Below are 21386 nucleotides of genomic sequence, written 5' to 3'. Positions count from 1 at the left end.
GGGGGTGGGGTGCCTCGGGGGCCTCCCGGTATCGCGGCCGGCGACAGCCTTGTTGTCAGCCTTGTCGTCCACGGCGAGGACGGTGTCCGGCACAGAGCCTGCAGCGCCCGGACTCTCGAGACGGATCCGTGGAGCGCGCCACCCCGCGGGCGCGTGCCGGCTCAGTGGTGGAAACCCGTCGCCGAGTCCTTGTCGTGGGTCAACGGATGCGGTTGCCGGCGCAGTTCGGGCAGCAGACGGCCCAAGTCCTCGGCGAACAGCTCCGCGAGGTCGGAGGAGAAGCCGTTGCGGCACACGACGCGCAGCACGGACAGGTCCTGTCGGTTCGCGGGGAAGGTGTACGCGGGGACGAGCCAGCCGCGCTCACGCATCCTCCGGGACACGTCGAAGACGTCGTATGCCTTCACATCGGGTGTCGTTGTGAAGGCGAAGACCGGCAACTGATCGCCGCGAGTGAGGAGCCGGAAGTCCCCGAGCGCCTCGACGCGGTCGGCGAGCCTCATGGCCACGTCCCGCGTCGTCTGCTGGACCGCCCGGTACCCCTCGCGGCCCAGCCGCAGGAACGTGTAGTACTGCGCCACGACCTGCGCACCCGGCCGCGAGAAGTTGAGCGCGAACGTCGGCATGTCGCCGCCCAGGTAGTTCACCCTGAAGACCAGTTCCTCGGGCAGTTCGGCGGCGGACCGCCACAGGGCCCAGCCGACGCCGGGGTACACGAGCCCGTACTTGTGCCCCGAGGTGTTGATGGAGGCCACACGCGGCAGCCGGAAGTCCCAGAGCAGGTCCTCCTCGAGGAAGGGGGCGACCATCGCGCCGGAAGCGCCGTCGACGTGGACGGGGATGTCGAGTCCCGTTCTCTGCTGCAACTCGTCCAGGGCGGCGCAGAGTTCGGCGATCGGCTCGTACGACCCGTCGAAGGTGGATCCGAGGATGCCGACGACGCCGATGGTGTTCTCGTCGCACAGTTCGGCCGCGGCCTGCGGGTCGAGGTGGAAGCGGTCGCCCTCCATGGGCACTTGGCGCGCCTCGACCTCCCAGAAGGTGCAGAACTTCTCCCAGCAGACCTGGACGTTGATGCCCATGACCAGGTTCGGGCGGGCTCCGGGATAACGATCCGCATTGGCCTGGGCCCAGCGCCGCTTGAGCGCCATGCCCGCGAGCATGCAGGCCTCGCTCGACCCGGTCGTCGAGCAGCCCACGGCGGCAGACGGATCCGGCGCGTTCCACAGGTCGGCGAGCATCGCCACGCACCGCCGCTCCAGCTCGGCCGTCCGCGGATACTCGTCCTTGTCGATCATGTTCTTGTCCCGGCACTCCGCCATCAGCACCCCGGCCTGCGGTTCCATCCAGGTGGTGACGAAGGTGGCGAGGTTGAGACGAGAGTTTCCGTCCAGCATCAGTTCGTCGTGGACGAGTTGGTAGGCCGTGGCCGGTGGCAGCGGCCCGTCGGGCAGCCGGTGCTGGGGCGGGGCCTCGGTCATGCCGCCGACCGGATTGGCCTCGCCGTAGAAGGGATTGACGGCCCGGGGACGCTCGTCGGGCTTCTCGGGGCCGGTGTGGAGCGGCATGGTGCCTCCGGTCGGTGGGTTCGGGCCTCCATGGTGGGCCACGGGCCCGTCATAACTGAGTAAAAGAGGCATAGCACTCGGTGGATTCGGGCTTGCACCTCACGTGGCGTGAGGGCTCAGCCTGGACCGCGTACCGAAAAGGAGGGAGCGGAGGCGATGAGTTACTCCGTGGGACAGGTCGCCGGTTTCGCCGGGGTCACGGTGCGCGCGCTGCACCACTACGACGAGATCGGGCTGCTCGTGCCCAGCGAGCGCAGCCACGCGGGCCACCGGCGTTACAGCGACGCCGACCTCGACCGGCTGCAGCAGATCCTGTTCTACCGGGAGCTCGGCTTCCCGCTCGACGAGGTCGCCGCCCTGCTCGACGATCCGGCCGCGGACCCGCGCGCGCATCTGCGCCGCCAGCACGAGCTGCTGACCGCCCGGATCGAGAAGCTGCAGAAGATGGCGGAGGCCGTGGAGCACGCCATGGAGGCACGCAAGATGGGGATCAACCTCACGCCCGAGGAGAAGTTCGAGGTGTTCGGGGACAAGGACCCCGAGCAGTACGCCGACGAGGCCGAGCAGCGCTGGGGCGGTACGGAGGCATACGCCGAGTCGCAGCGCCGCGCGGCCCGCTACACGAAGGAGGACTGGAAGCGCATCCAGGCTGAGGTGAACGACTGGAGTGAGCGCTACACGGCCCTGGTGGCCGCCGGCAAACCGCCGACCGGCGAGGGCGCCATGGACCTGGCCGAGGAGCACCGCGGCCACATCGGCACCTGGTACTTCGAGTGCCCGTACGAGATGCACCGGAGTCTCGGCGACATGTATGTCTCCGACGAGCGCTTCAAGGCGTACTACGACTCGATGCACGAGGGCCTCGCCCAGCACCTGCGCGACGCGATCCATGCGAACGCGGACCGCCACCGGGCGTGACGCACACCCGCCCCCCGGGGGAGGGCGGGTAGTCGCCGGAAAACGCGCCAAGTAAAGGAGAGCGCTTAACTTGCGTAAAGGCGAGCGATTGACTTGTGCCGGTCCGCGTGCGGCTTCCCGTAATGCGATGGTCTCCCGCTCGCCGGTCAATTAACGGATAACTTTAGACCGTGTGGCGTGTTAGCTTCGAACGTCTTGACGACGGGGCTCGTGTGGCAGTGCTGTTCTTCTGGCGCGTGCACATTCGCCGTGACCGTCGGCAAAGCGGGGGGAGCGCTCATGGCGAGTCACGTGAAAAACGCGAGCCCGGGAGCCGGGGCCACAAACGGCGCGGGGTCGGTCGCGAGTGTCACCAGACAGCACACCGGGCTGCTGCTCACCGGCGTGCTGCTCGGCCTGCTGGCCGTCGCCGCCTCGCTCGCCCAGCCCTGGGCCATCGGCAAACTGATCGAGGCGGCGGGCGGCGGCGCCTCGATGACCGTCCCCGTCGCCCAGCTCGTCGGCCTCTTCTGCGCGGGTGCCCTCTTCTCCTCGCTCCAGGCCTACGTCATCGGGCGGGCCGGGGAGAATATCGTCTTCGACGTCCGTCAATTCTTGGTCGGAAGGCTTCTGCGTGCCGATCTCACGGCGTTCGGGAATAAGTCCCAAGGCGATATTTTCACCCGCACGGTCACCGATACCTCACTGGTGAAGATTGCCCTCTCGCAGAGCCTCGCTCAGCTGATCATCAGTGGCGCCACGGTAATAGGTGGCGTCGTGCTGATGTTCCTCATCGATCTGTGGCTGATGGTCATCACCATGAGTTGCCTGGGAGGCGCCAGCATCATCTCCATTGCGCTGGCCCGGAAACTGCGCAAGGTGGCTCTGCAGAACCGGGACGACACCGGCGCATTCGCCAGTGACCTACAGCGCGTACTCTCCGCGCTGCCCACGGTGAAGGCGTCCCGCGCCGAGTCCCGTGAGGCCGCCCGCATCGGTGAGCTGGCCGAGAAGACGCGGCGTTCGGGCATACGGGTCAACGCCTACAACGCACTGCTGATGCCGTCCATGAACGTCGGCACGCAGGGCGCCCTGGCCATCGTCGTGGGCGTCGGGATGTCCTGGGTGGCCCGCGGCGAGATGGACATGGCCAGTTTGACCACGTTCATCATGTATCTGTTCCAACTGGTGTCGCCGCTGGTGATGTTCTTCATGGGGCTGGGCCAGTTCGTCCAGGGCCGAGCCGCCGTCCAGAGAGTGGACGAGCTCGCCCGCATGCCCCAGGAAGGCAACGACCCGGCCGGTGCGGCGGGCCGACCCGCGCCCCTCGGGCAGCTGGCTCCGCACCGGCCGGCGGTGGAATTCCACGACGTGCGCTTCGCCTACCGGCGAGGGAAGCAGGCGGACAGGACGCAGGCTCTCAACGGCGTCTCGTTCAGCGTGCCGGCGCGTGGGCTGACGGCGGTGGTCGGGCCTTCGGGCGCGGGCAAGACCACCATGTTCCAGCTGATCGAACGCTTCTGCTCGGTGGACGGCGGCCGCGTTCGGCTCGGCGGGCAGAACATCGAGGCGCTGCCCCTCGACACGGTCCGCGGCCTTGTGGGCTATGTCCAGCAGGACAGCGCGGCCATGCGCGGCACCATCCGGGAGAACCTGACCTACGCCAATCCCCACGCCCGTGACGGCGCCATCAGGGAGGCGGTGGAGATGGCCGGCCTCACTTCGGTGATCGCCCAACTCCCACACGGCCTCGACACCGAACTCGGTGACCAGGGCAGCGGCTTGTCCGGCGGTCAGCGCCAGCGCCTGTGCATCGCCCGTACGTTGTTGCAGCAGCCCGCGGTCATGCTGCTGGACGAAGCCACCTCCAACCTGGACTCCGACTCGGAGCGGGACTTTCGCGACGTGGTGCGCCGGGTCTCCCGGAGGTGCGCGGTCATCGCCATCGCCCATCGGATCTCCACGGTGATCGACGCCGACAAGATCGTGGTGATGGAAGGGGGCAGGGTCCGGGCCACCGGCGTGCACCACGACCTGATGGAGCGCGACGAGCTCTACCGGCGCCTCGCCGGCTCTCAACTGCACGCCGAGCCCGGCTCGCGGCTGCACGCCGAGCCCGGATCGCGGCTGCACGCCGAGCCCGGCTTCGTCGCCCCGGCGACCGGCCCGGAACGGCCGGAACGGGTGGAACCGTACGTGCCCCCGCCCTCCTTCGCAGTGGGCTGGCCGCCATACGTCGGACTCACCGAGCAGACGTTGCAGCTGCGGCCCATCGACCAGACGTTGCAGCTTCGGCCCATCAAGAGTGAGGAGCAGCGGTGAGTACCACCGATGTCGCCATCGTGGGCACCGGACCCAACGGCCTTGCGGCCGGCGTGGTCCTGGCCCGTGCCGGTCTGCGCGTTGAGCTCCACGAAGCGGCCGAGACCATCGGGGGAGGGCTGCGCACCGCTTCGCTCTTCGACTCCGGCGTCGTGCACGACATCTGCTCCGCCGTCCACCCCATGGCCGCCGCCTCTCCGTTCTTCCGCGCGTTCGACCTGGCGGCCCGCGGGGTCGAGCTCCTGCAGCCCGAGATCAGTTACGCCCATCCGCTGGACGGGGGCCGTTCCGCCCTGGCCTACCGCTCACTGGCGAAGACCTGCGAGCACCTGGGCGTCGACGGTCCCGGCTGGCGTCGCCTGATGGGCCCGCTGCTCGAGCGCAGCGAAGCGGTCGTCGACCTCGTCCTTTCCGGGCAGCGCGGTCTGCCGCGGGACCCTTCGGCGGCCCTGCTGCTGGCGAGCCGGGTAGCGGTCCACGGCAGCGGGCTCGGCGCGGCGCGCTTCCGGGGCGAGGAGGCGCCCGCCCTGCTCACCGGCGTCGCCGCGCACGCGGTCGGCAAGCTGCCGAGCCTGGCGTCCGCGGCGGTGGCCATGCTCCTTGGCCACCTGGCGCACGGGACGGGGTGGCCGCTGCCGCGCGGTGGCAGCGGCCGTATCGCACAGGCGCTGGCCGAGGACATCACGGCGCACGGCGGCGTCTTCCACACCGGACACCACGTGGCGGACCTGGCCGAACTGCACGGCGCACGCGCGGTGTTGCTCGACACCAGCCCCAAGGGCCTGCTGGCCCTCGCGGGCGGCCGGCTGCCCCGTGCCTACGCGCGCGCTCTGGAGCGGTTCCGCTACGGTCCTGGCGCCGCCAAGGTCGACTTCCTGGTCTCCGAGCCGATTCCCTGGACCGACCCGGAGGTGGGCCGCGCAGGAACGGTGCATCTGGGCGGCACACATGCCGAGATGGTGCGGCAGGAGACGGCGAACGCCCGCAGAGTGCGTACCAGGGAGCCGTTCGTCCTCGTGGTGGACCCGGCGGTGACCGACCCCGGGCGGGCCCTGCCCGGGAAGCGGCCCGTGTGGGCGTACGCGCATGTGCCGAACGGTGACCCCACCGACCCGTACGACCTGGTCCGGGCCCGTATCGAGCGCTATGCCCCAGGGTTCGGGGACACCGTCGTCGCCCACCGTTCTGTCGCAGCCGCCGCGTACGAGGCGTACAACCCCAACTACGTCGGCGGGGACATCGGTTCCGGGGCGATGACTCTCTATCAGAGCATCGCGCGGCCCGTACCGCGTTTCGATCCCTACCGCACACCGCTGCCCGGAGTCTTCCTGTGCTCCTCGGCCACCCCGCCGGGTCCAAGTGTGCACGGAATGTCTGGATACCTGGCCGCGCTCTCCGCACTTCGGCATTGTTTCGGGATATGTGACGTACCCGACTTGGCGTCCGATCCGGCACCACTTGAATTCGGGCGTCCCGGCTAATATAGGGCGCTCTCGCTCGAGGCGCCGTCAACTCCCGCCATCACGGCCCGGCCTGAAAAATCCGCGCCCGATATCCATGGAACAGCCCATATCGCGTTTGGTACGGTGAAGGCAACGAGGTCTCCCCACAGGCTCCGTTGAGGCGTTACCGCGCTGTTGTCTGACCAGCCACGCGGGCGGTTGCGGAGCTTTCCGTGACCGATGTAGCCGGGCATCTCGCGTATAGCCCGGTTCCAGCTCCTCGGCTTCATGACGCTCCCATCGGTATGGCAGTGGGGACAGCATGAACGGGGAATATCTGTGAAAACCGACGTTGAAGACATAGGCTACGGCAGACAGTTCGAAGGCTGGTACGACCGGCTGCTCCCGGACGACAGGTTTACCGCCGAGGCCGTAAAGGGTCTGCAGGCCCGCCACCCCGCTCCCGAGGCGGGGACCCTTGAATTCGGTGTCGGTACCGGGCGGATCGCCATCCCGCTCTCCCAAAGCGCCGGCCATGTGACCGGCGTGGACTCCTCTCCGGAGATGCTGGACGCGCTGCGCGTCAAGCTGAAGGACGGCGGGGACGTCACCCCGGTGCACGGGGACATACGCAGCTACACCTCGGAATCCCGCTACGGGATGGTGTATTCCGTATGCGCGACCTTGTCGTGCCTGACCACTCCCGAGGACCAACAGCGGGCCGTTCAGCGCGCGGCCGACCTGCTGATCCCCGGTGGCCGGCTGGTGATCGAGACGCACAACAAGCCGGCGATCCTGGACCTTCACGAGGGCCGGACCCGCACCACTTACTTCGTCCCCTACCCGGAGCCGGGGACAGGTGTGCAGACCCATTCCACCCTGCTCGACGGCGGCCTGTGGCAGTGCTCGCACATCCTGTACCAGGCCGACGGCACCACCAGGGTGGGCAACGAACTCACCCGGCTGACCACCCCGGATGACGTCGACGACTACGCCCGCGCGGCCGGCCTCGAGCCCGAGGCGCGTATGTCGCGATGGGACGGCACCCCTTACAGCGAAGGGGCACCCCTGTTCATGTGCTGCTACGTCAAACCCTGAGCGCACTACACACAGCACACGGTTGGCAAGCGGTTGGCAATAAGGGGGTTGCACGTGGGGCGTCCGCCAGTACTTCCGGTAGACAAGAAACTCGGCCTGGTGGTCAGAGTGATGAGCGGCGAACTGACAGCGGCGGAAGCCGCGCGAGAAGCAGGGGTGTCCGAGCAGTCGGTATCGAACTGGCGCCGGCAGTTTATTGAGGGAGGCCGTAACGGCCTGGCCGGCGAGGGCGGAAGAGACACCGAGGAAGCATCCCGAATGGCCGAGCTGGCCAAGGAAAACGCCATGTTGAAGACGACGATCGGCGAACTCTACATAGAACTGCGGAAGTACGGCCGGAGCACGGCCGTTCGTCCGCCGCAGCCCCGTGGAAGCACCCGCCCGGGACGGCTGATCAATTAACTCATTAATTTAGTCCGGCATCAGGTGTTAGCCTTCCGGGCAGACAGTCACTTCACATCACGGGGGAGGGAATGTGGCGTCTTTGGAGCGCCAGTTTGCCATCGGCATTGCTGGATTGGCCGGCGGAAGTCTTCTGACCGGCGCGGTAACGCGATTCACCGGTAAACGCGAGCGTGCGCGTCGCTGTCTGCTGCACGAGAGACCGGACGGCAGTCTCGTCGAGATCGACGTCCATATCCCTCCGCAGGCACAGCGCGCGGTTCTGCTCGACAACGGTCTGGGTGCGCCTCAGGAATACTGGGACTGGGTCTGCGGCGCACTTCCCGCGGACACGGCGTATGTGCGGTTCAACCGTCCCGGCTACGGGCTCAGCACGCCGGACACCCGATACGGCCTGGAGTCGCACTTCGAGCTGTTGCAGGAGCTGCGCGACACGTACATCGCCGATCTCCCGGTCGTCCTGGCAGGCCACTCCCTGGGCGGTTACCTCGTCGCGGCCTGTGCGTCGCTGCGTCCGGACGCGGTGAAGGGCGTGACCCACGTGGTCATGATCGACGCCACCGAAGTGGTCGGCCTGCGCCACACCCGCCGAACCAACGTCGACCGCTGGTCCCACCAGCGGATGGTGATGGAGCAGGTGTTCGCCGCCACAGGTCTCTCGGTCTTCCGCCCCGCCATGAACGTGAACCAGCAGTACCGCCCGGACATCAACCGGAGCTACCGGGCGTTTCTGGCGACCCCCCGCACATGGGCCACGGCCCATCGGGAGTACCGGGACGCTATGACCTACCCGGAACTGACCGATCTGGACTGCCCGTTGACCGTCATCACGGCGGAGAACAACATCGGCGACAACACCCTGCACGCCGGGATCCAGGCCAGGCTGGCCGTCATCTCCAAGCGGGCCCGGCATCACTTCGTCGAGGGCGCCGACCACGAGTCCCTGCTCGCCGTGCGGCAGCACGCCGAAGAGGTGACGGAGCTGATCGTCGGTGAACCGCCCTCCGAGCCGCTCGGGCCGTCGTGGCGGCCGTCCACCAAGGGACGCCGGGCCGCTGAGAGCGCCGCGGAGCGAGAGGAGGAATTGGCATGACCATGACAGCTAAGCCCATGACGGTGAACGTCGAACGCGTAAAGATCGCCGCCGTCACGACGTCACTCGCCGCATGGCTGGTCGCGACGGCCGTGGCACAGATCCCCGAGCAGCGCTTCGACGGTCTCCTGCGCCGCGGGAAGCTGCGCATACCGACCCCGAACTGGCGCTTCTTCGGGCCGAACCCCGGCGTCAAGGACAACCATCTTCTCTACCGTGACATCGCGGACGGCAAGCCCGGTGAGTGGGCGGAGGTTCCGATTGTCCAGGACCGGCCGTGGTACGCACTGACGTGGAACGCACGCAACCGGAGCCCGAAGGCCCTGTTCGACGCGACCCAGCACACCCTTGCCCAGGCGGCCGCCTTCGGATCGGCAGTGCTGCCCGTGACGACGGCGGCCGGGTACCGGCTGCTGGCCCGCTACATCCAGCTCCATCTGCCCCATGCCGAAGGCGCCTCGCACAGCCAGTTCATGCTGCTGCAGTCGTACCCCACCAGCCCGGAAGACCGGCACATCGAACCCGCCTTCGTCTCCATGGAATTCCCTCTGGACGGAGACGTCACCCCTGCTGACGCGCCATCCCGGACAGCCGCATAGCGCGTCGATCGGCCCTCTCGACTGGAAGCTGCGAGCTCACTCGGCACCCTCGTGCCGCGTGAGTCCGCGCCCTCCCGCCGAACGGCTGGAGAACCCGCTCTGAAATTTCTGAGAGAAAGAGGACAACCATGTCTGTTGTGGCTGAATTCGCCAACACCGAACTGGCCGACGTGGCCCCGGGCCGTATCGGCAACGAGGCGACCCCGACCATGCTCACTCCGGCGGCCACCGTCGGGCTCGCCGAGGGTATCGCGGTGACCTCCGCGACCGCGTACGCGCTGAACGAGGTCACGAACGACCTCGCAGCCGCGGGCTGAACAGCCGGCCGGCAGGCGATGCTGACCGGCATCGCCAGCTCCAGCTCCGTCCGATGAAAGACGCGAGCTCCACCTGAGGAAAGACGCGGCGGCACGGTACGCCCGATACGCATACCGTGCCGCCGCTTTCCGTATCCACCGTACTTGCATCACACCATCGGGAGCACCCATCCATGTTCCTCAGCGCTCCACCCGAGGTCACGGCACGCAGAGTGGCTTCGCTGGGTACGCTGGTCTCCGCACTGGAAATGCTGAGCCAGACGCGTAAGTTCGAAGACGGCGAAATGCTGAGCGGCCAGTTGGCGAACATGCGCCCCAAGTTCGCCAAGCGTTTTCCCCGGCTGACGCGCGCCCTTGAGTCCAAGAATGCGGCGATCGCCCTGTACGGGGTACAGGCAGGGGCCTCTGCCGCCACGCTGATCTGGGGTCACAAGCGCGGAGTACGCACGGCGGGCAGTGCCGTTCTGGCGGTGACGGGCGCGGCCGGACGGGTGCGCTCCCCCTTCGGCGGGGACGGCGCCGACCAACTCCAGCAAGTGATCAATATCGTCCTGGCCTCGACCGGCACCTTCGAGGACGACGAGAAGGCCCGCGACGTGGCCATGCGCGCGCTGGCTCTGGAAACGACCATCTCCTACGTGGCCTCCGGCGTGGTCAAGCTCGTGTCCCCGGTGTGGCTCAGCGGAGAGGCGTTCAGCGGAGTCATCCGTACCCGCAACTACGGGGACCAGCGGGTCTACCGGCTCGTGCACAAGTACCCGATGGCGGGCAAGCTCGTGACCTGGGGAACGATCGCCGCAGAGGTCTCCTTCCCGCTGGTCTTCGTACTGCCCAAGCCCGCGGCGAAGGCCTTTCTCGGCCTGATGACGTCGTTCCACCTCGGAATCGGGCAGTTCATGGGTCTCAACCGCTTTGTACTTGCCTTCGGCGCCACTCACCCGGCGCTTCTCTACGTCTTCGCCCAGAACGACGAGCGCGCGGCGCGGCACGAGGGGTGACGCCGAGGGCGTACGAGCGGGTGCGGCGAGGGTGCATCCTGGGAGAGCCACTGGAACCCGGCAGCGGCATCCGGCGTTGATAGCTTTACTACGCCATTGCTCTGCCTTCCCCTTCACCCTCAGGAGCCCGGAACCGTGACGACGCTTGCCCTTGGACCAAGCTGGTTGGATCCGGACTACCTGCTCGACACGTTCGGGATCTGGGGACTGCTCCTCATCGTCTTCGCCGAGTCGGGCCTGCTCATCGGCTTCTTCCTGCCGGGTGACTCGCTGCTGTTCACGGCGGGCCTGCTGATCTCCGAGGGCACGCTGGACTTCCCGCTGTGGGCGGCCGTTGTCCTGATCTGCATCGCCGCGATCATCGGCGACCAGGTGGGCTACATGTTCGGCAAGAAGGTGGGGCCGGCGCTCTTCAAGCGCCCGGACTCACGCCTGTTCAAGCAGGAGAACGTGGTCAAGGCCCACGAGTTCTTCGAGAAGTACGGTCCGAAGTCCCTCGTGCTGGCCCGCTTCGTGCCCATCGTGCGGACGTTCACGCCGATCATCGCGGGCGTCAGCGGCATGCGGTACCGCTCGTTCCTCACGTTCAACATCATCGGCGGCATCCTCTGGGGCGCGGGCGTCACGCTGCTCGGCTCGTGGCTGGGCCAGATCGACTTCGTGAAGAAGAACATCGAGGCGATCCTCATCCTGATCGTCCTCCTCTCCGTACTGCCGATCGTCATCGAGCTCCTGCGGGCACGCGGCAAGTCGAAGAAGAACCCGCCCCAGGCCCCGCCGCCGGTCATGGACGACGCGACCGCCCAGCTGCGCCGCGTGCCCCCGGCCCACCAGGACCAGACGTACGGTCACCAGGGTCAGGACCAGAACCAGGGATACGGCTACCCGCAGCAGCAGCAGCAGCCGCAACAGCAGCCCCCGTACGGCTCGGACCAGGGTTACGGGCAGCAACAGGGCCAGCCGCCTTACGCCGCCCAGTACCCGCAGGGCCAGCAATACCCCCAGGGCCAGCAGTACCCGCAGGGCGGCCAGTACCCCCAGGGCCAGGGCTACCCGTACGGCCAGGGCCAGGACTACCCGCAGAACTGAGAGGCCCCGGGCATTCCCGCGACCCGATGGAGGGCCGGAGGCCCTCCAAGGGGCGCGGGGAACTGCGCGACCAGCCACAACGGACCCGCAGCCGCCACCGAACCTATAGCCCCGAGCTATGAGGCGCCCGGCGTCAGAAGCCCCGCGTCAGAACCCTCGCGTCAGAACCCCCGCGTCCGCTTGGCCGCGCGCCGGCCCTCCCTGCTGACACCCGGCAGGCGCATGAACAGCCGGGAGATCTCCGAGCCGAGGTTCACGCCGATGGCGATGGCCATCGCGAGGGCGGCGGCCTTGGACAGGGAGACAAGCCCCGCGTCGACGTCGCTCTGGGCGATGGCCAGCAGCCCGAAGTACGTCGCCGAACCGGGCAGCAACGGCCCGATCGCGGCCGTCGTGTACGGCAGGGCGGACGCGAACCGGAAGCGGGACAGGAGCTGTCCGAACAGGCCCACCACGCCCGCCGCGACGGCCGTGGAGGCGACCGGCGACAGCTCGCCCGCGTAGTGCATCGCGCCGAACACCGACCAGGCCACGCCCCCGTTGAGGGTCACCATCAGCACGGTGGAACGTTCCTGCTGGAGCAGCACGGCGAAGGCCAGCGACAGCATCATCGACGCGACGATTCCCCACACGGGCTGGGAACTGCTCAGGGCGGCGTCCGGGGTGAGTTCCGCGCCGAGCTTCACGCCGAAGTACAGGGCCAGCAGAACTCCGGTGACGATGCCCACGTAGAAGTACATGACCTCCAGCAGGCGCGCGGCCGCGGTGATGTAGAAGCCGGTCAGGCCGTCCTGGACGCCCGCGACCAGCGCCCGCCCCGGCAGCAGCGCGTAGAGCCCACCGGTGATCACCGCGGACGCCTTCACGTCGACGTGGGCCAGCGTGAGCGCGATGCCGATCGCGGCCGGAGGCATCGCGGCCACCGTGAACTGGTAGAACTCGGGCAGCCCGCGCCCCGCGAACAGCCAGGCGAGCCGGTCGCCGAGCATCGCACCGATCGCGGCGGCGACGAAAACGATCAGGTCACCGCCGACGAGTATGGAGGCCGAGCCCGAGAGCAGCCCCGCGGCGCCGGTCAGCACCCAGCCGGGATACGGGTGCCGGTTGCGGCGTATCTCCGCGAGCCGCCGGTAGGCCTCCTCCAGGGACACGTCGGTCTCGTCGTCACTGATGTCGTCGACGAGCTGGAACACGGCCGCGAGCCGCGTGTAGTCGGTGGCCCGGCGGCGTACCGTCCGCGAGGCCGTGACCGGGTCGTCCACCAGGGACGGCTGGTAGGACATGGACAGCAGCGTGAACGTGACGTTCGGTTCGCAGCGGTCCAGGCCGTAGCTGCGGCAGACGGCGAACATCGCCGCCTCCACGTCCTCGGCGCCCTCCCCGCCCGCGAGCAGCAACTCGCCGATACGCAGCGTCAGGTCGAGGACGCGCGGGACGGCCGGGCCGCCGTCCTCCTCCGTCCGCTGGATGGGCTCGGCCACCGGCCGTTCGGCCACCGGCATGCGCAGCATCGTGCGCATCCGGTCCTGCCAGGGCACCTCCTTGGTCAGCTTGACCACGGGGATGCCGGTCGGCGGGGTGAAGGCGGGGGCCCGGTACGTACGCGGGGCGCTGAACGCCGAGCCCTCCCGGTCGGCGGGCGACGGCTCGGGCGGCGCGAGCCCTTGCGGGATCGCGAACTCCGACGTCGTATGCGACTCGTCGAACGCCGACGCCACCCCGCTCGGTGGTGCGAACGCACTCCTCGCCTCGTCCGACTGCGGCTTACGGTCCTCCGCGTCCGGCTCAGCCACCAGCTCCCGCCCCACTTCTCCTACGTCCGTTCCCGTACGTGCTCCCCCGTACGCCGTATCTCTGATGTACGCCTCAGCGCAAGAACACACGAACGGGCCGCGTCACCCATCGGGTCACGCGGCCCGCCGGTCGATCATTTGGCCTCAGTGGCCGCCGGTCTCCTTGAAGCGCTTGTACGAACGCTCGATCTCGGCCTCGGCGTCCGTACGGCCCACCCAGTTGGCGCCCTCGACGGACTTGCCGGGCTCGAGGTCCTTGTAGACCTCGAAGAAGTGCTGAATCTCCAGACGGTCGAACTCCGACACGTGGTGGATGTCCCGCAGATGCTCCACGCGCGGGTCGTGCGCCGGGACGCACAGCAGCTTGTCGTCGCCGCCGGCCTCGTCCGTCATGCGGAACATGCCGATCGTGCGGCACTGGATGAGGCAGCCGGGGAAGGTCGGTTCGTCCAGAATGACCAGGGCGTCCAGTGGGTCGCCGTCCTCGCCGAGCGTGTTCTCGACGAAGCCGTAGTCGGCCGGGTAGCTGGTCGAGGTGAAGAGTCGACGGTCCAGGCGGATCCGACCGGTCTCGTGGTCCACCTCGTACTTGTTCCGCGAACCCTTCGGAATCTCGATCGTGACGTCGAACTCCACCGGTGGCTCCTCCATGATCAACACATACGTCTGGTGGTTAAGTGTCCCTCACGCAGGTGTGTGATCGCGAAAGGGGCTGGTGGTCGTGCCGGAGCTGAAGGCTTGGCGGGCCGCGAGACCGCATGTGGAGCGGATCGCGCGAGCCGTTCGGCCGTGGCTCGTACGGGCTGTGGAGACCGTTCGGCCGTGGCTCGTACGGGCCGTGGAAGCCCTGAGGCCGTGGCTCGTACGGGTCGTGGAGGCCGTGCGGCCGCGGATCGCACGGCTGACGACCGTGCAGTTCACGGTGGGCGCCGCCATCCTCGGCCTTGTCCTGGCGACCACCGTGGTGACCGCGGCCGGACCTTGGGACTCCAGCGGTCAGCGTACGGCCGAGCGCGACCTGGCGGCATCGCGGGAGGGCCCAGGTGGCGCAGATCACGGACCCGGGTCCGGTACGTCCCCGAAGGAGCCGCGTCCCGCGCCCAGCGCCCCCTACGTACTCGCCGGCCTCGGAAGGCAGGCCGGCTCCGGATCCTCGCCCACCGAGAAGGCCCTCGCCGACATCCTCGGCCCGCTGCTCGACGACCCCTCACTGGGCTCCGAACGCACGGCCGCGGTCGTCGACGTGGCCACCGGCAAGCGCCTGTACGGCAAGGCCTCGGACGAGGCGCTGACACCGGCCTCCACCACGAAGATCGCCACGGCCGTCGCGGTGCTCTCCGCGGCGGGCGCCGACCACCGCATCGCGACCCGCGCGGTCCTCGAACCCGACACCAAGGAGGTCGTCCTCGTCGGCGGCGGCGACCCCACGCTGACCGCCCGCAAGGAAGCGAACGGCAACGCGAGCCTGCGCAAGCTCGCCGACGACACCGCCGACGCCCTCAAGGCCCGCAAGCTGGACGAGGTGACGCTCTCGTACGACACCACGCTGTACGCGGGCACATCGACGCACCCCATCGGTCCCGACAACTCCAACCTCGCGCCGGTCAGCGCCCTGATGGTCGACGAGGGACGCCTCGACGACTCGTCCGCCGGTCCCGCGGACCGGAGTAAGGACCCGGCGGCCGACGCGGCCCGCGAGTTCGCGGCCCTCCTCGACGACCGCGGCATCAAGACCAAGGCCCCCGGCCCCTCCAAGGCGACGGACCGCGCCGAGTCCCTCGCGAAGGTCGAGTCCCCGCCCCTGTCCGCCCTGGTCGAGCGGATGCTGACCAACAGCGACAACGACATCGCCGAGGGCCTGGCCCGCCAGACCGCGGTCGCCACCGACAAAAAGGCAAGCTTCGGAGGCGGCGCCACGGCGATCCGTACGCAACTGAAGAAGCTCGGACTGCCCCTGGAGGGCGTCAAGTTCGCGGACGGCAGCGGCCTGGACCGAGCCGACAAGCTCACGGCGGACCTGCTCACCGCCCTGCTCGCCAAGGCAGGCGCCCCCGATCACCCCGAACTCCGCACCGCCCTCACCGGCCTCCCGGTGGCAGGCTTCACCGGCACCCTCCGCAACCGCTACACCGACCAGCCCGGCACAGGAGTCGTACGCGCCAAAACGGGCACTCTGACAGGCGTACACACCCTGGCGGGCACGGTGGTCGACACCGAAGGCCGCCTGCTCGCCTTCGCTTTCCTGACGTCTTCGAACAGCCCCACGGATCCAACAGCAACACAGAAGACACTGGACGGCGCGGCGTCGGCGCTGGCGAGCTGCGGCTGCGGCGGGTGAGAGGGGCCTGCGGCTCCTGAGAGGGCCGCAGGCCTCTCTCAGGGGCGCGGGGAACTGCGCGCCCAGCCACATCGGACCCGCACCCGACCCACAACCAAGAACCCCCACGAACCCCACACCCTGCACCCAGCGGCAGCGCTCACGTACGGTTGACTGCATGACGAGCATCGGTGGTGCCGAGATGGTCGACTGGAATCTCGCGGTGGCGACCGCGACCCGACTCGTAAGGCCGGGCCCAGAGGTGAGTCGCGACGAGGCCAGGGCCGTCGTCGCGGAGCTGCGCCGACATGCGAAGGCGTCGGAGCGGCACGTCCGCGAATACACGCGGATGGGCAGCGAGGACCTGCGTGACACCCCCATCCTCGTCGTCGACCGCCCGGGCTGGGTCCGGGCGAACGTCGCCGGGTTCCGGGAAATCCTCAAACCGCTGCTCGACAAGATGCAGGAACGTCGCGGCAACAGTCCCGGCGGAGCCGTCCTCGGCGCCGTCGGCGGCAAGGTCACCGGCGTCGAGCTGGGCATGCTCCTGTCGTTCCTGGCCTCCAGGGTGCTGGGCCAGTACGAGACGTTCGCCCCCGCGACCCGCGAGCTCCCGGCGGGCGAGAACGGCGGCGGCAGGCTGCTCCTCGTCGCGCCGAACATCGTGCACGTCGAGCGCGAACTAGACGTACAGCCCCACGACTTCAGGCTCTGGGTCTGCCTGCACGAGGAGACGCACCGGACACAGTTCACGGCGGTGCCGTGGCTGCGCGACCACCTCGAGGGCGAAATCCAGTCCTTCCTGGAAGAGACCGAGGTCGACCCCATGACCGTCCTCGAGCGCATCAGGGAGGCCGCCCAGACGCTCGCCGGCAGCCGTCCCGAGGGCGAGGACGGCGACGAAGGCGGACGGTCCATCGTCGAGATCGTCCAGACGCCCGCCCAGCGGGAGATCCTCGGCCGGCTGACCGCCGTGATGTCCCTCCTGGAGGGCCACGCGGACTTCGTGATGGACGGCGTGGGCCCCGCCGTGGTCCCGTCCGTCGCCGAGATCCGCGAGAAGTTCCAGCAACGCCGCCAGCGCGGGGCCTCCCGCCTCGACCTGGCGCTGCGCAAGCTGCTCGGCCTGGACGCGAAGCTGCGCCAGTACCGGGACGGGGAGCGTTTCGTACGGGCAGTCGTGGAGGAGGTGGGCATGGACGGGTTCAACCGGGTGTGGACCTCGCCCAACACGCTCCCGACCAAGGCGGAGATCTCCAAACCGGCGGACTGGGTCGCGCGGGTGCACCGCAAGGCAGAGTCGTGAATTGAATCCGGCCGACGACAGGTGAGCGCCCCCGCTATCACCCGTCCGAGGGACCGTGGGGCATGGGTAGGCGTGCAATGCTCGGGGAACGGCCCGTTTCTGTCACCATCTACACACTCTGAGTGACCGAACCTCGGGCTCACCCCCCGACAATTTCATGAAGGGAACCGGACATGGGTCCCCATCCTGCGGTCGCGGCGATACGCCTGGCGGTCCGCCGCGTCCTTCACGACATCCTCACCGACCACACGCCCGCCCACGCCGACACCCCGCACGAGCACCCCCCAAGCTCCCGGCTGCGCTCGAGCAGTGAGGTACCCCAGCCCCCGCCGCTCGTGCTCGTGGCGTGCTCAGGCGGCGCCGACTCCATGGCGCTCGCCTCCGCCCTCGCGTTCGAAGCGCCCAAGCTCGGCATCCGCGCCGGTGGCATCACCGTCGACCACGGTCTGCAGCCCGGCTCCGACCTGCGCGCGGACGAAGTCGTCGTACGACTCACAGAACTCGGTCTGACGCCGGCCGAGTCCGTCGCCGTGTCCGTGGGCCGCGACGGCGGGCCCGAGGCCGCCGCCCGTGACGCGCGGTACGCCGCCCTGGACGCCGCCGCCGAGCGCCACGGCGCCACCGCGATCCTGCTCGGTCACACCCGCGACGACCAGGCCGAAACCGTCCTGCTCGGCCTCGCCCGCGGCTCCGGCATCCGCTCCCTGTCCGGCATGGCCGCGGTCTCCGGAGGACCGGGGGCCGCCCGCCGCTACCGTCGCCCCTTCCTGCACCTCGACCGGCAGACCGCCCGCAAGGCCTGCATGGTCCAGTCGCTGCCCGTCTGGGACGACCCCCACAACACCGACCCCGCCTATACGAGGTCACGCCTGCGCCAGGAGGGCCTGCCCGCCCTGGAGAAGGCCCTCGGCAAGGGCGTCGTCGAAGCCCTCGCCCGTACGGCACAGCTGTCCCGCGACGACGCCGACGCCCTCGACGCGTGGGCCCGCCAGGCCGAGGCCTCCGTGCGCGACGCAGCCGGCCTTCTGGAGTGCGCCAAGCTGTACGCCCTGCCGCCCGCCGTGCGCCGCCGCATCCTGCGCCGCGCCGCCATCGAGGCCGGGGCGCCCGCCGGTTCACTGTTCGCCCGGCACATCGAAGAGCTCGACCGGCTGATCACCGGCTGGCGCGGTCAGGGAGAGATCAACCTCCCCGGCAAAGTCGTCGCCCAGCGGCAGGGTGGCAGACTGGTGATTCGGCAAGGCTGAATCCGGGCCTTCCGCCGGCCCCTTGCGTGGGTCGTGGGCGGCCCGAGCGGCCGCCATACGTGCGGGACGACCGAAAGTGATGCGGGTGGACGCGAAAGACATGGGCACCGACCTCAAGTCGGTGCTCATCACCAAGGAAGAGATCGACGCGAAGCTGGTCGAGCTGGCCGCGAAGATCGACGCGGAGTACGCGGGCAAGGATCTGCTGATCGTCGGCGTTCTCAAGGGCGCCGTGATGGTCATGGCGGACCTGGCGCGTGCGCTCGCCACCCCCGTCACCATGGACTGGATGGCCGTGTCCTCGTACGGCGCGGGTACGCAGTCCTCCGGCGTCGTCCGGATCCTGAAGGACCTCGACACCGACATCAAGGGCAAGCACGTCCTCATCGTCGAGGACATCATCGACTCCGGTCTGACACTGTCCTGGCTGATCTCCAACCTCGGCTCCCGCGAGCCCGCGTCTCTCAAGGTGTGCACGCTGCTGCGCAAGCCGGAGGCCGCCAAGGTCGCGATCGACGTGGAGTGGGTCGGCTTCGACATCCCGAACGAGTTTGTCGTGGGCTACGGTCTCGACTACGCCGAGAAGTACCGGAACCTGCCGTTCGTCGGTACGCTCGCCCCTCATGTCTACGGTGGCTGAGGCACTGTCGTGGACAGTGGCGAATCCCACGTAGCGCTGGAAGACGGTCCGGGAACCCTTGCGGGTTCCGCGCCGTTGGAGCATGCGTAGACGGGTTTGTCAGCCGGGCCGTGCGGCTTCGGGTGACAATGCTGGGGTACCGTCAAAAACAGTCTTATCAAACTCACTATGGCAGGAGGGACGGGGCGGCACCGCTCCGTATGGATGGACGTGAAGCGATACTTCCGTGGGCCGGTCATGTGGATCGTGCTGGCCGTCCTTGCCGTGGTCGTGTTGATGCAGGTCGTCGGCTCGTCCGGCGGCTACAAGACGGTGGACACCGGCCAGGTCGTCCGGGCGATCAATGACAACAAGGTCGAGTCGGCCAAGCTGACCACCGGCGACGAGCAGATCATCAAGGTCGAGCTCAAAGACGGCGTAAAGGTCGAAGGCAGCTCGAAGATCCAGGCGAGTTACATCGGCGACCAGGGTGTGAACCTCGCCAACTCGCTGCAGACCAAGTACGAGGACAAGCAGATCACGGACGGCTATACGGTCTCGCCGTCCAAGCAGAACCCGTTCGTCGGGCTCCTGATCACCCTGCTCCCCTTCGTACTCATCGTGGTCATCTTCCTGTTCCTGATAAACCAGATGCAGGGCGGCGGCTCCCGAGTGATGAACTTCGGGAAGTCCAAGGCGAAGCTCATCACCAAGGACACCCCGAAGACGACGTTCTCGGACGTCGCGGGCTCGGACGAGGCCGTCGAGGAACTCCACGAGATCAAGGAGTTCCTCCAGGAGCCGGCGAAGTTCCAGGCCGTCGGGGCGAAGATCCCCAAGGGCGTACTGCTGTACGGCCCGCCCGGTACGGGCAAGACGCTGCTCGCGCGCGCTGTCGCGGGCGAGGCCGGCGTCCCCTTCTACTCGATCTCCGGTTCCGACTTCGTCGAGATGTTCGTCGGTGTCGGTGCCTCCCGAGTCCGTGACCTGTTCGAGCAGGCCAAGGCGAACGCTCCGGCGATCGTCTTCGTCGACGAGATCGACGCGGTGGGCCGTCATCGTGGTGCCGGTCTCGGCGGTGGTCACGACGAGCGTGAGCAGACGCTGAACCAGTTGCTCGTCGAGATGGACGGCTTCGATGTGAAGGGCGGTGTGATTCTCATCGCCGCCACGAACCGGCCCGACATCCTCGACCCGGCTCTCCTGCGCCCCGGCCGCTTCGACCGCCAGATCGCGGTCGACCGCCCGGACATGCAGGGCCGTCTGGAGATCCTCAAGGTTCACCAGAAGGGCAAGCCGGTCGCTCCGGACGTCGATCTGTCGGCCGTCGCGCGGCGTACGCCGGGCTTCACCGGTGCGGATCTGTCGAACGTGCTGAACGAAGCGGCGCTCCTCACGGCGCGCGGCAACCAGAAGCTGATCGACAACCACATGCTGGACGAGGCGATCGACCGTGTGGTCGCGGGCCCGCAGAAGCGGACCCGGATCATGTCGGACAAGGAGAAGAAGATCACCGCGTATCACGAGGGCGGTCACGCCCTGGTCGCGGCGGCCTCACCGAACTCCGATCCGGTCCACAAGATCACGATCCTCTCCAGAGGCCGTGCTCTCGGCTACACGATGGTGCTGCCGGACGAGGACAAGTACTCGACCACGCGCAACGAGATGCTCGACCAGCTCGCGTACATGCTGGGCGGCCGCGCGGCCGAGGAGCTCGTCTTCCACGACCCGACGACGGGCGCGGCGAACGACATCGAGAAGGCCACGGCCACCGCTCGGGCGATGGTCACGCAGTACGGCATGACCGAGCGTCTCGGCGCGATCAAGTTCGGCGGCGACAACAGCGAGCCGTTCCTCGGCCGGGAGATGTCGCACCCGCGCGACTACTCGGAAGAGGTCGCGGCGCTCGTCGACGAAGAGGTCAAGAAGCTCATCGAGAACGCGCACAACGAGGCCTGGGAGATCCTGGTCGAGAACCGCGACGTCCTCGACGCGCTGGTGCTGCAGTTGCTGGAGAAGGAGACGCTGAGCAAGGAGCAGATCGCCGAGGTCTTCGCTCCCATCGTGAAGCGCCCGGCCCGCCCCGCGTGGACCGGCTCCTCCAGGCGCACTCCGTCCACCCGCCCGCCGGTGCTCTCCCCCAAGGAGCTGTCACTGACGAACGGGGCGAACGGCGCGGCGCCGGCGATCACCGCGAACGCGAACGCTTCCGCGGAGGCGCTTCCGGTGGCCGAGCCGGCTCCGGAGGAGCGTCCCGAGAGCTGACTGACCCAACCCGG

Annotated in this window: 18 protein-coding genes; 15 read left to right on the top strand and 3 right to left on the bottom strand. The window is 68.5% G+C overall.

Features of this window, described 5'->3' with window-relative positions:
• Positions 1-161 precede the first annotated feature (161 nt).
• Positions 162-1568 (bottom strand): glutamate decarboxylase, encoded by a 1407-nt coding sequence (gene gad, locus G5C60_RS22350; RefSeq protein ID WP_165262050.1) that lies wholly within the window; start codon positions 1566-1568, stop codon positions 162-164.
• Between the two features lie 156 nt (positions 1569-1724).
• On the opposite strand from gad, the gene G5C60_RS22345 reads away from it, so the two are divergent.
• The 10 genes from G5C60_RS22345 to G5C60_RS22300 all read left to right on the top strand — a co-directional run bounded on the left by G5C60_RS22345 (position 1725) and on the right by G5C60_RS22300 (position 11825).
• Complete coding sequence (locus G5C60_RS22345) at positions 1725-2486, top strand: MerR family transcriptional regulator (RefSeq protein WP_165262048.1); 762 nt, start codon at positions 1725-1727, stop codon at positions 2484-2486.
• 279 nt (positions 2487-2765) lie between these two features.
• The gene (locus G5C60_RS22340; RefSeq protein ID WP_165262046.1) at positions 2766-4787 is read left to right on the top strand and encodes an ABC transporter ATP-binding protein; all 2022 of its coding nucleotides are present in this window, start codon (positions 2766-2768) and stop codon (positions 4785-4787) included.
• Positions 4784-6268, top strand: a complete 1485-nt coding sequence (locus G5C60_RS22335; protein ID WP_165262044.1) for an NAD(P)-binding protein — start codon at positions 4784-4786, stop codon at positions 6266-6268. Before G5C60_RS22340 ends, G5C60_RS22335 begins: the two co-directional genes overlap by 4 nt.
• 300 nt (positions 6269-6568) lie before the next feature.
• Positions 6569-7327: a methyltransferase domain-containing protein gene (locus G5C60_RS22330; protein WP_165262042.1), complete on the top strand. Its 759-nt coding sequence runs from the start codon at positions 6569-6571 to the stop codon at positions 7325-7327.
• A 54-nt stretch (positions 7328-7381) separates the two neighbouring features.
• Complete coding sequence (locus tag G5C60_RS22325) at positions 7382-7729, top strand: helix-turn-helix domain-containing protein (RefSeq protein ID WP_165262040.1); 348 nt, start codon at positions 7382-7384, stop codon at positions 7727-7729.
• Between the two features lie 115 nt (positions 7730-7844).
• Positions 7845-8822 (top strand): alpha/beta fold hydrolase, encoded by a 978-nt coding sequence (locus G5C60_RS22320; protein WP_241266976.1) that lies wholly within the window; start codon positions 7845-7847, stop codon positions 8820-8822.
• A complete protein-coding gene (locus tag G5C60_RS22315; protein WP_241266975.1) occupies positions 8819-9421 on the top strand; it encodes a hypothetical protein in 603 nt (200 codons plus the stop codon). The genes G5C60_RS22320 and G5C60_RS22315 overlap by 4 nt, the downstream gene beginning before the upstream one ends.
• A gap of 128 nt (positions 9422-9549) precedes the next feature.
• Positions 9550-9738, top strand: a complete 189-nt coding sequence (locus G5C60_RS22310; protein WP_165262036.1) for a linaridin family RiPP — start codon at positions 9550-9552, stop codon at positions 9736-9738.
• Between the two features lie 173 nt (positions 9739-9911).
• Positions 9912-10736, top strand: a complete 825-nt coding sequence (locus tag G5C60_RS22305) for a hypothetical protein (RefSeq protein ID WP_165262034.1) — start codon at positions 9912-9914, stop codon at positions 10734-10736.
• A 135-nt stretch (positions 10737-10871) separates the two neighbouring features.
• Positions 10872-11825, top strand: a complete 954-nt coding sequence (locus G5C60_RS22300; RefSeq protein ID WP_165262032.1) for a VTT domain-containing protein — start codon at positions 10872-10874, stop codon at positions 11823-11825.
• A 161-nt stretch (positions 11826-11986) separates the two neighbouring features.
• On the opposite strand, the gene G5C60_RS22295 is transcribed toward G5C60_RS22300, so the two are convergent.
• Together G5C60_RS22295 and G5C60_RS22290 are read right to left on the bottom strand one after the other, a co-directional pair.
• Positions 11987-13621 carry a threonine/serine exporter family protein gene (locus G5C60_RS22295; RefSeq protein ID WP_206439852.1) on the bottom strand — a complete coding sequence of 545 codons (1635 nt, stop codon included), beginning with the start codon at positions 13619-13621 and terminating at the stop codon, positions 11987-11989.
• A 141-nt stretch (positions 13622-13762) separates the two neighbouring features.
• Positions 13763-14254: an inorganic diphosphatase gene (locus G5C60_RS22290; protein WP_033321679.1), complete on the bottom strand. Its 492-nt coding sequence runs from the start codon at positions 14252-14254 to the stop codon at positions 13763-13765.
• A gap of 79 nt (positions 14255-14333) precedes the next feature.
• On the opposite strand from G5C60_RS22290, the gene dacB reads away from it, so the two are divergent.
• The 5 genes from dacB to ftsH all read left to right on the top strand — a co-directional run bounded on the left by dacB (position 14334) and on the right by ftsH (position 21372).
• Positions 14334-15956 carry a D-alanyl-D-alanine carboxypeptidase/D-alanyl-D-alanine endopeptidase gene (dacB, locus tag G5C60_RS22285; RefSeq protein ID WP_165262028.1) on the top strand — a complete coding sequence of 541 codons (1623 nt, stop codon included), beginning with the start codon at positions 14334-14336 and terminating at the stop codon, positions 15954-15956.
• Between the two features lie 157 nt (positions 15957-16113).
• A complete protein-coding gene (locus tag G5C60_RS22280) occupies positions 16114-17241 on the top strand; it encodes a zinc-dependent metalloprotease (RefSeq protein WP_165262026.1) in 1128 nt (375 codons plus the stop codon).
• Positions 17242-17414: 173 nt separating this feature from the next.
• Positions 17415-18488, top strand: a complete 1074-nt coding sequence (gene tilS, locus G5C60_RS22275; protein ID WP_165262024.1) for a tRNA lysidine(34) synthetase TilS — start codon at positions 17415-17417, stop codon at positions 18486-18488.
• A 79-nt stretch (positions 18489-18567) separates the two neighbouring features.
• Positions 18568-19128 (top strand): hypoxanthine phosphoribosyltransferase, encoded by a 561-nt coding sequence (gene hpt, locus G5C60_RS22270; protein WP_165262022.1) that lies wholly within the window; start codon positions 18568-18570, stop codon positions 19126-19128.
• A gap of 204 nt (positions 19129-19332) precedes the next feature.
• The gene (gene ftsH, locus G5C60_RS22265; protein ID WP_165262056.1) at positions 19333-21372 is read left to right on the top strand and encodes an ATP-dependent zinc metalloprotease FtsH; all 2040 of its coding nucleotides are present in this window, start codon (positions 19333-19335) and stop codon (positions 21370-21372) included.
• Positions 21373-21386 lie beyond the last annotated feature (14 nt).

It is taken from the genome of Streptomyces scabichelini (genome assembly GCF_011045015.1).
Lineage (GTDB): Bacteria > Actinomycetota > Actinomycetes > Streptomycetales > Streptomycetaceae > Streptomyces > Streptomyces scabichelini.
The sequence above is the reverse complement of the archived record's forward strand: the minus strand, read 5'-3'. Positions and strand labels throughout refer to the sequence as shown.

Bases quoted from the DNA above. Each gene is read 5' to 3' on its own strand.
- gad (WP_165262050.1), bottom strand. From the start codon at position 1,568: ATGCCGCTCCACACCGGCCCCGAGAAGCCCGACGAGCGTCCCCGGGCC.
- G5C60_RS22345 (WP_165262048.1), top strand. From the start codon at position 1,725: ATGAGTTACTCCGTGGGACAGGTCGCCGGTTTCGCCGGGGTCACGGTG.
- G5C60_RS22340 (WP_165262046.1), top strand. From the start codon at position 2,766: ATGGCGAGTCACGTGAAAAACGCGAGCCCGGGAGCCGGGGCCACAAAC.
- G5C60_RS22315 (WP_241266975.1), top strand. From the start codon at position 8,819: ATGACCATGACAGCTAAGCCCATGACGGTGAACGTCGAACGCGTAAAG.
- G5C60_RS22310 (WP_165262036.1), top strand. From the start codon at position 9,550: ATGTCTGTTGTGGCTGAATTCGCCAACACCGAACTGGCCGACGTGGCC.
- G5C60_RS22305 (WP_165262034.1), top strand. From the start codon at position 9,912: ATGTTCCTCAGCGCTCCACCCGAGGTCACGGCACGCAGAGTGGCTTCG.
- G5C60_RS22280 (WP_165262026.1), top strand. From the start codon at position 16,114: ATGACGAGCATCGGTGGTGCCGAGATGGTCGACTGGAATCTCGCGGTG.
- tilS (WP_165262024.1), top strand. From the start codon at position 17,415: ATGGGTCCCCATCCTGCGGTCGCGGCGATACGCCTGGCGGTCCGCCGC.
- hpt (WP_165262022.1), top strand. From the start codon at position 18,568: ATGCGGGTGGACGCGAAAGACATGGGCACCGACCTCAAGTCGGTGCTC.
- ftsH (WP_165262056.1), top strand. From the start codon at position 19,333: ATGGACGTGAAGCGATACTTCCGTGGGCCGGTCATGTGGATCGTGCTG.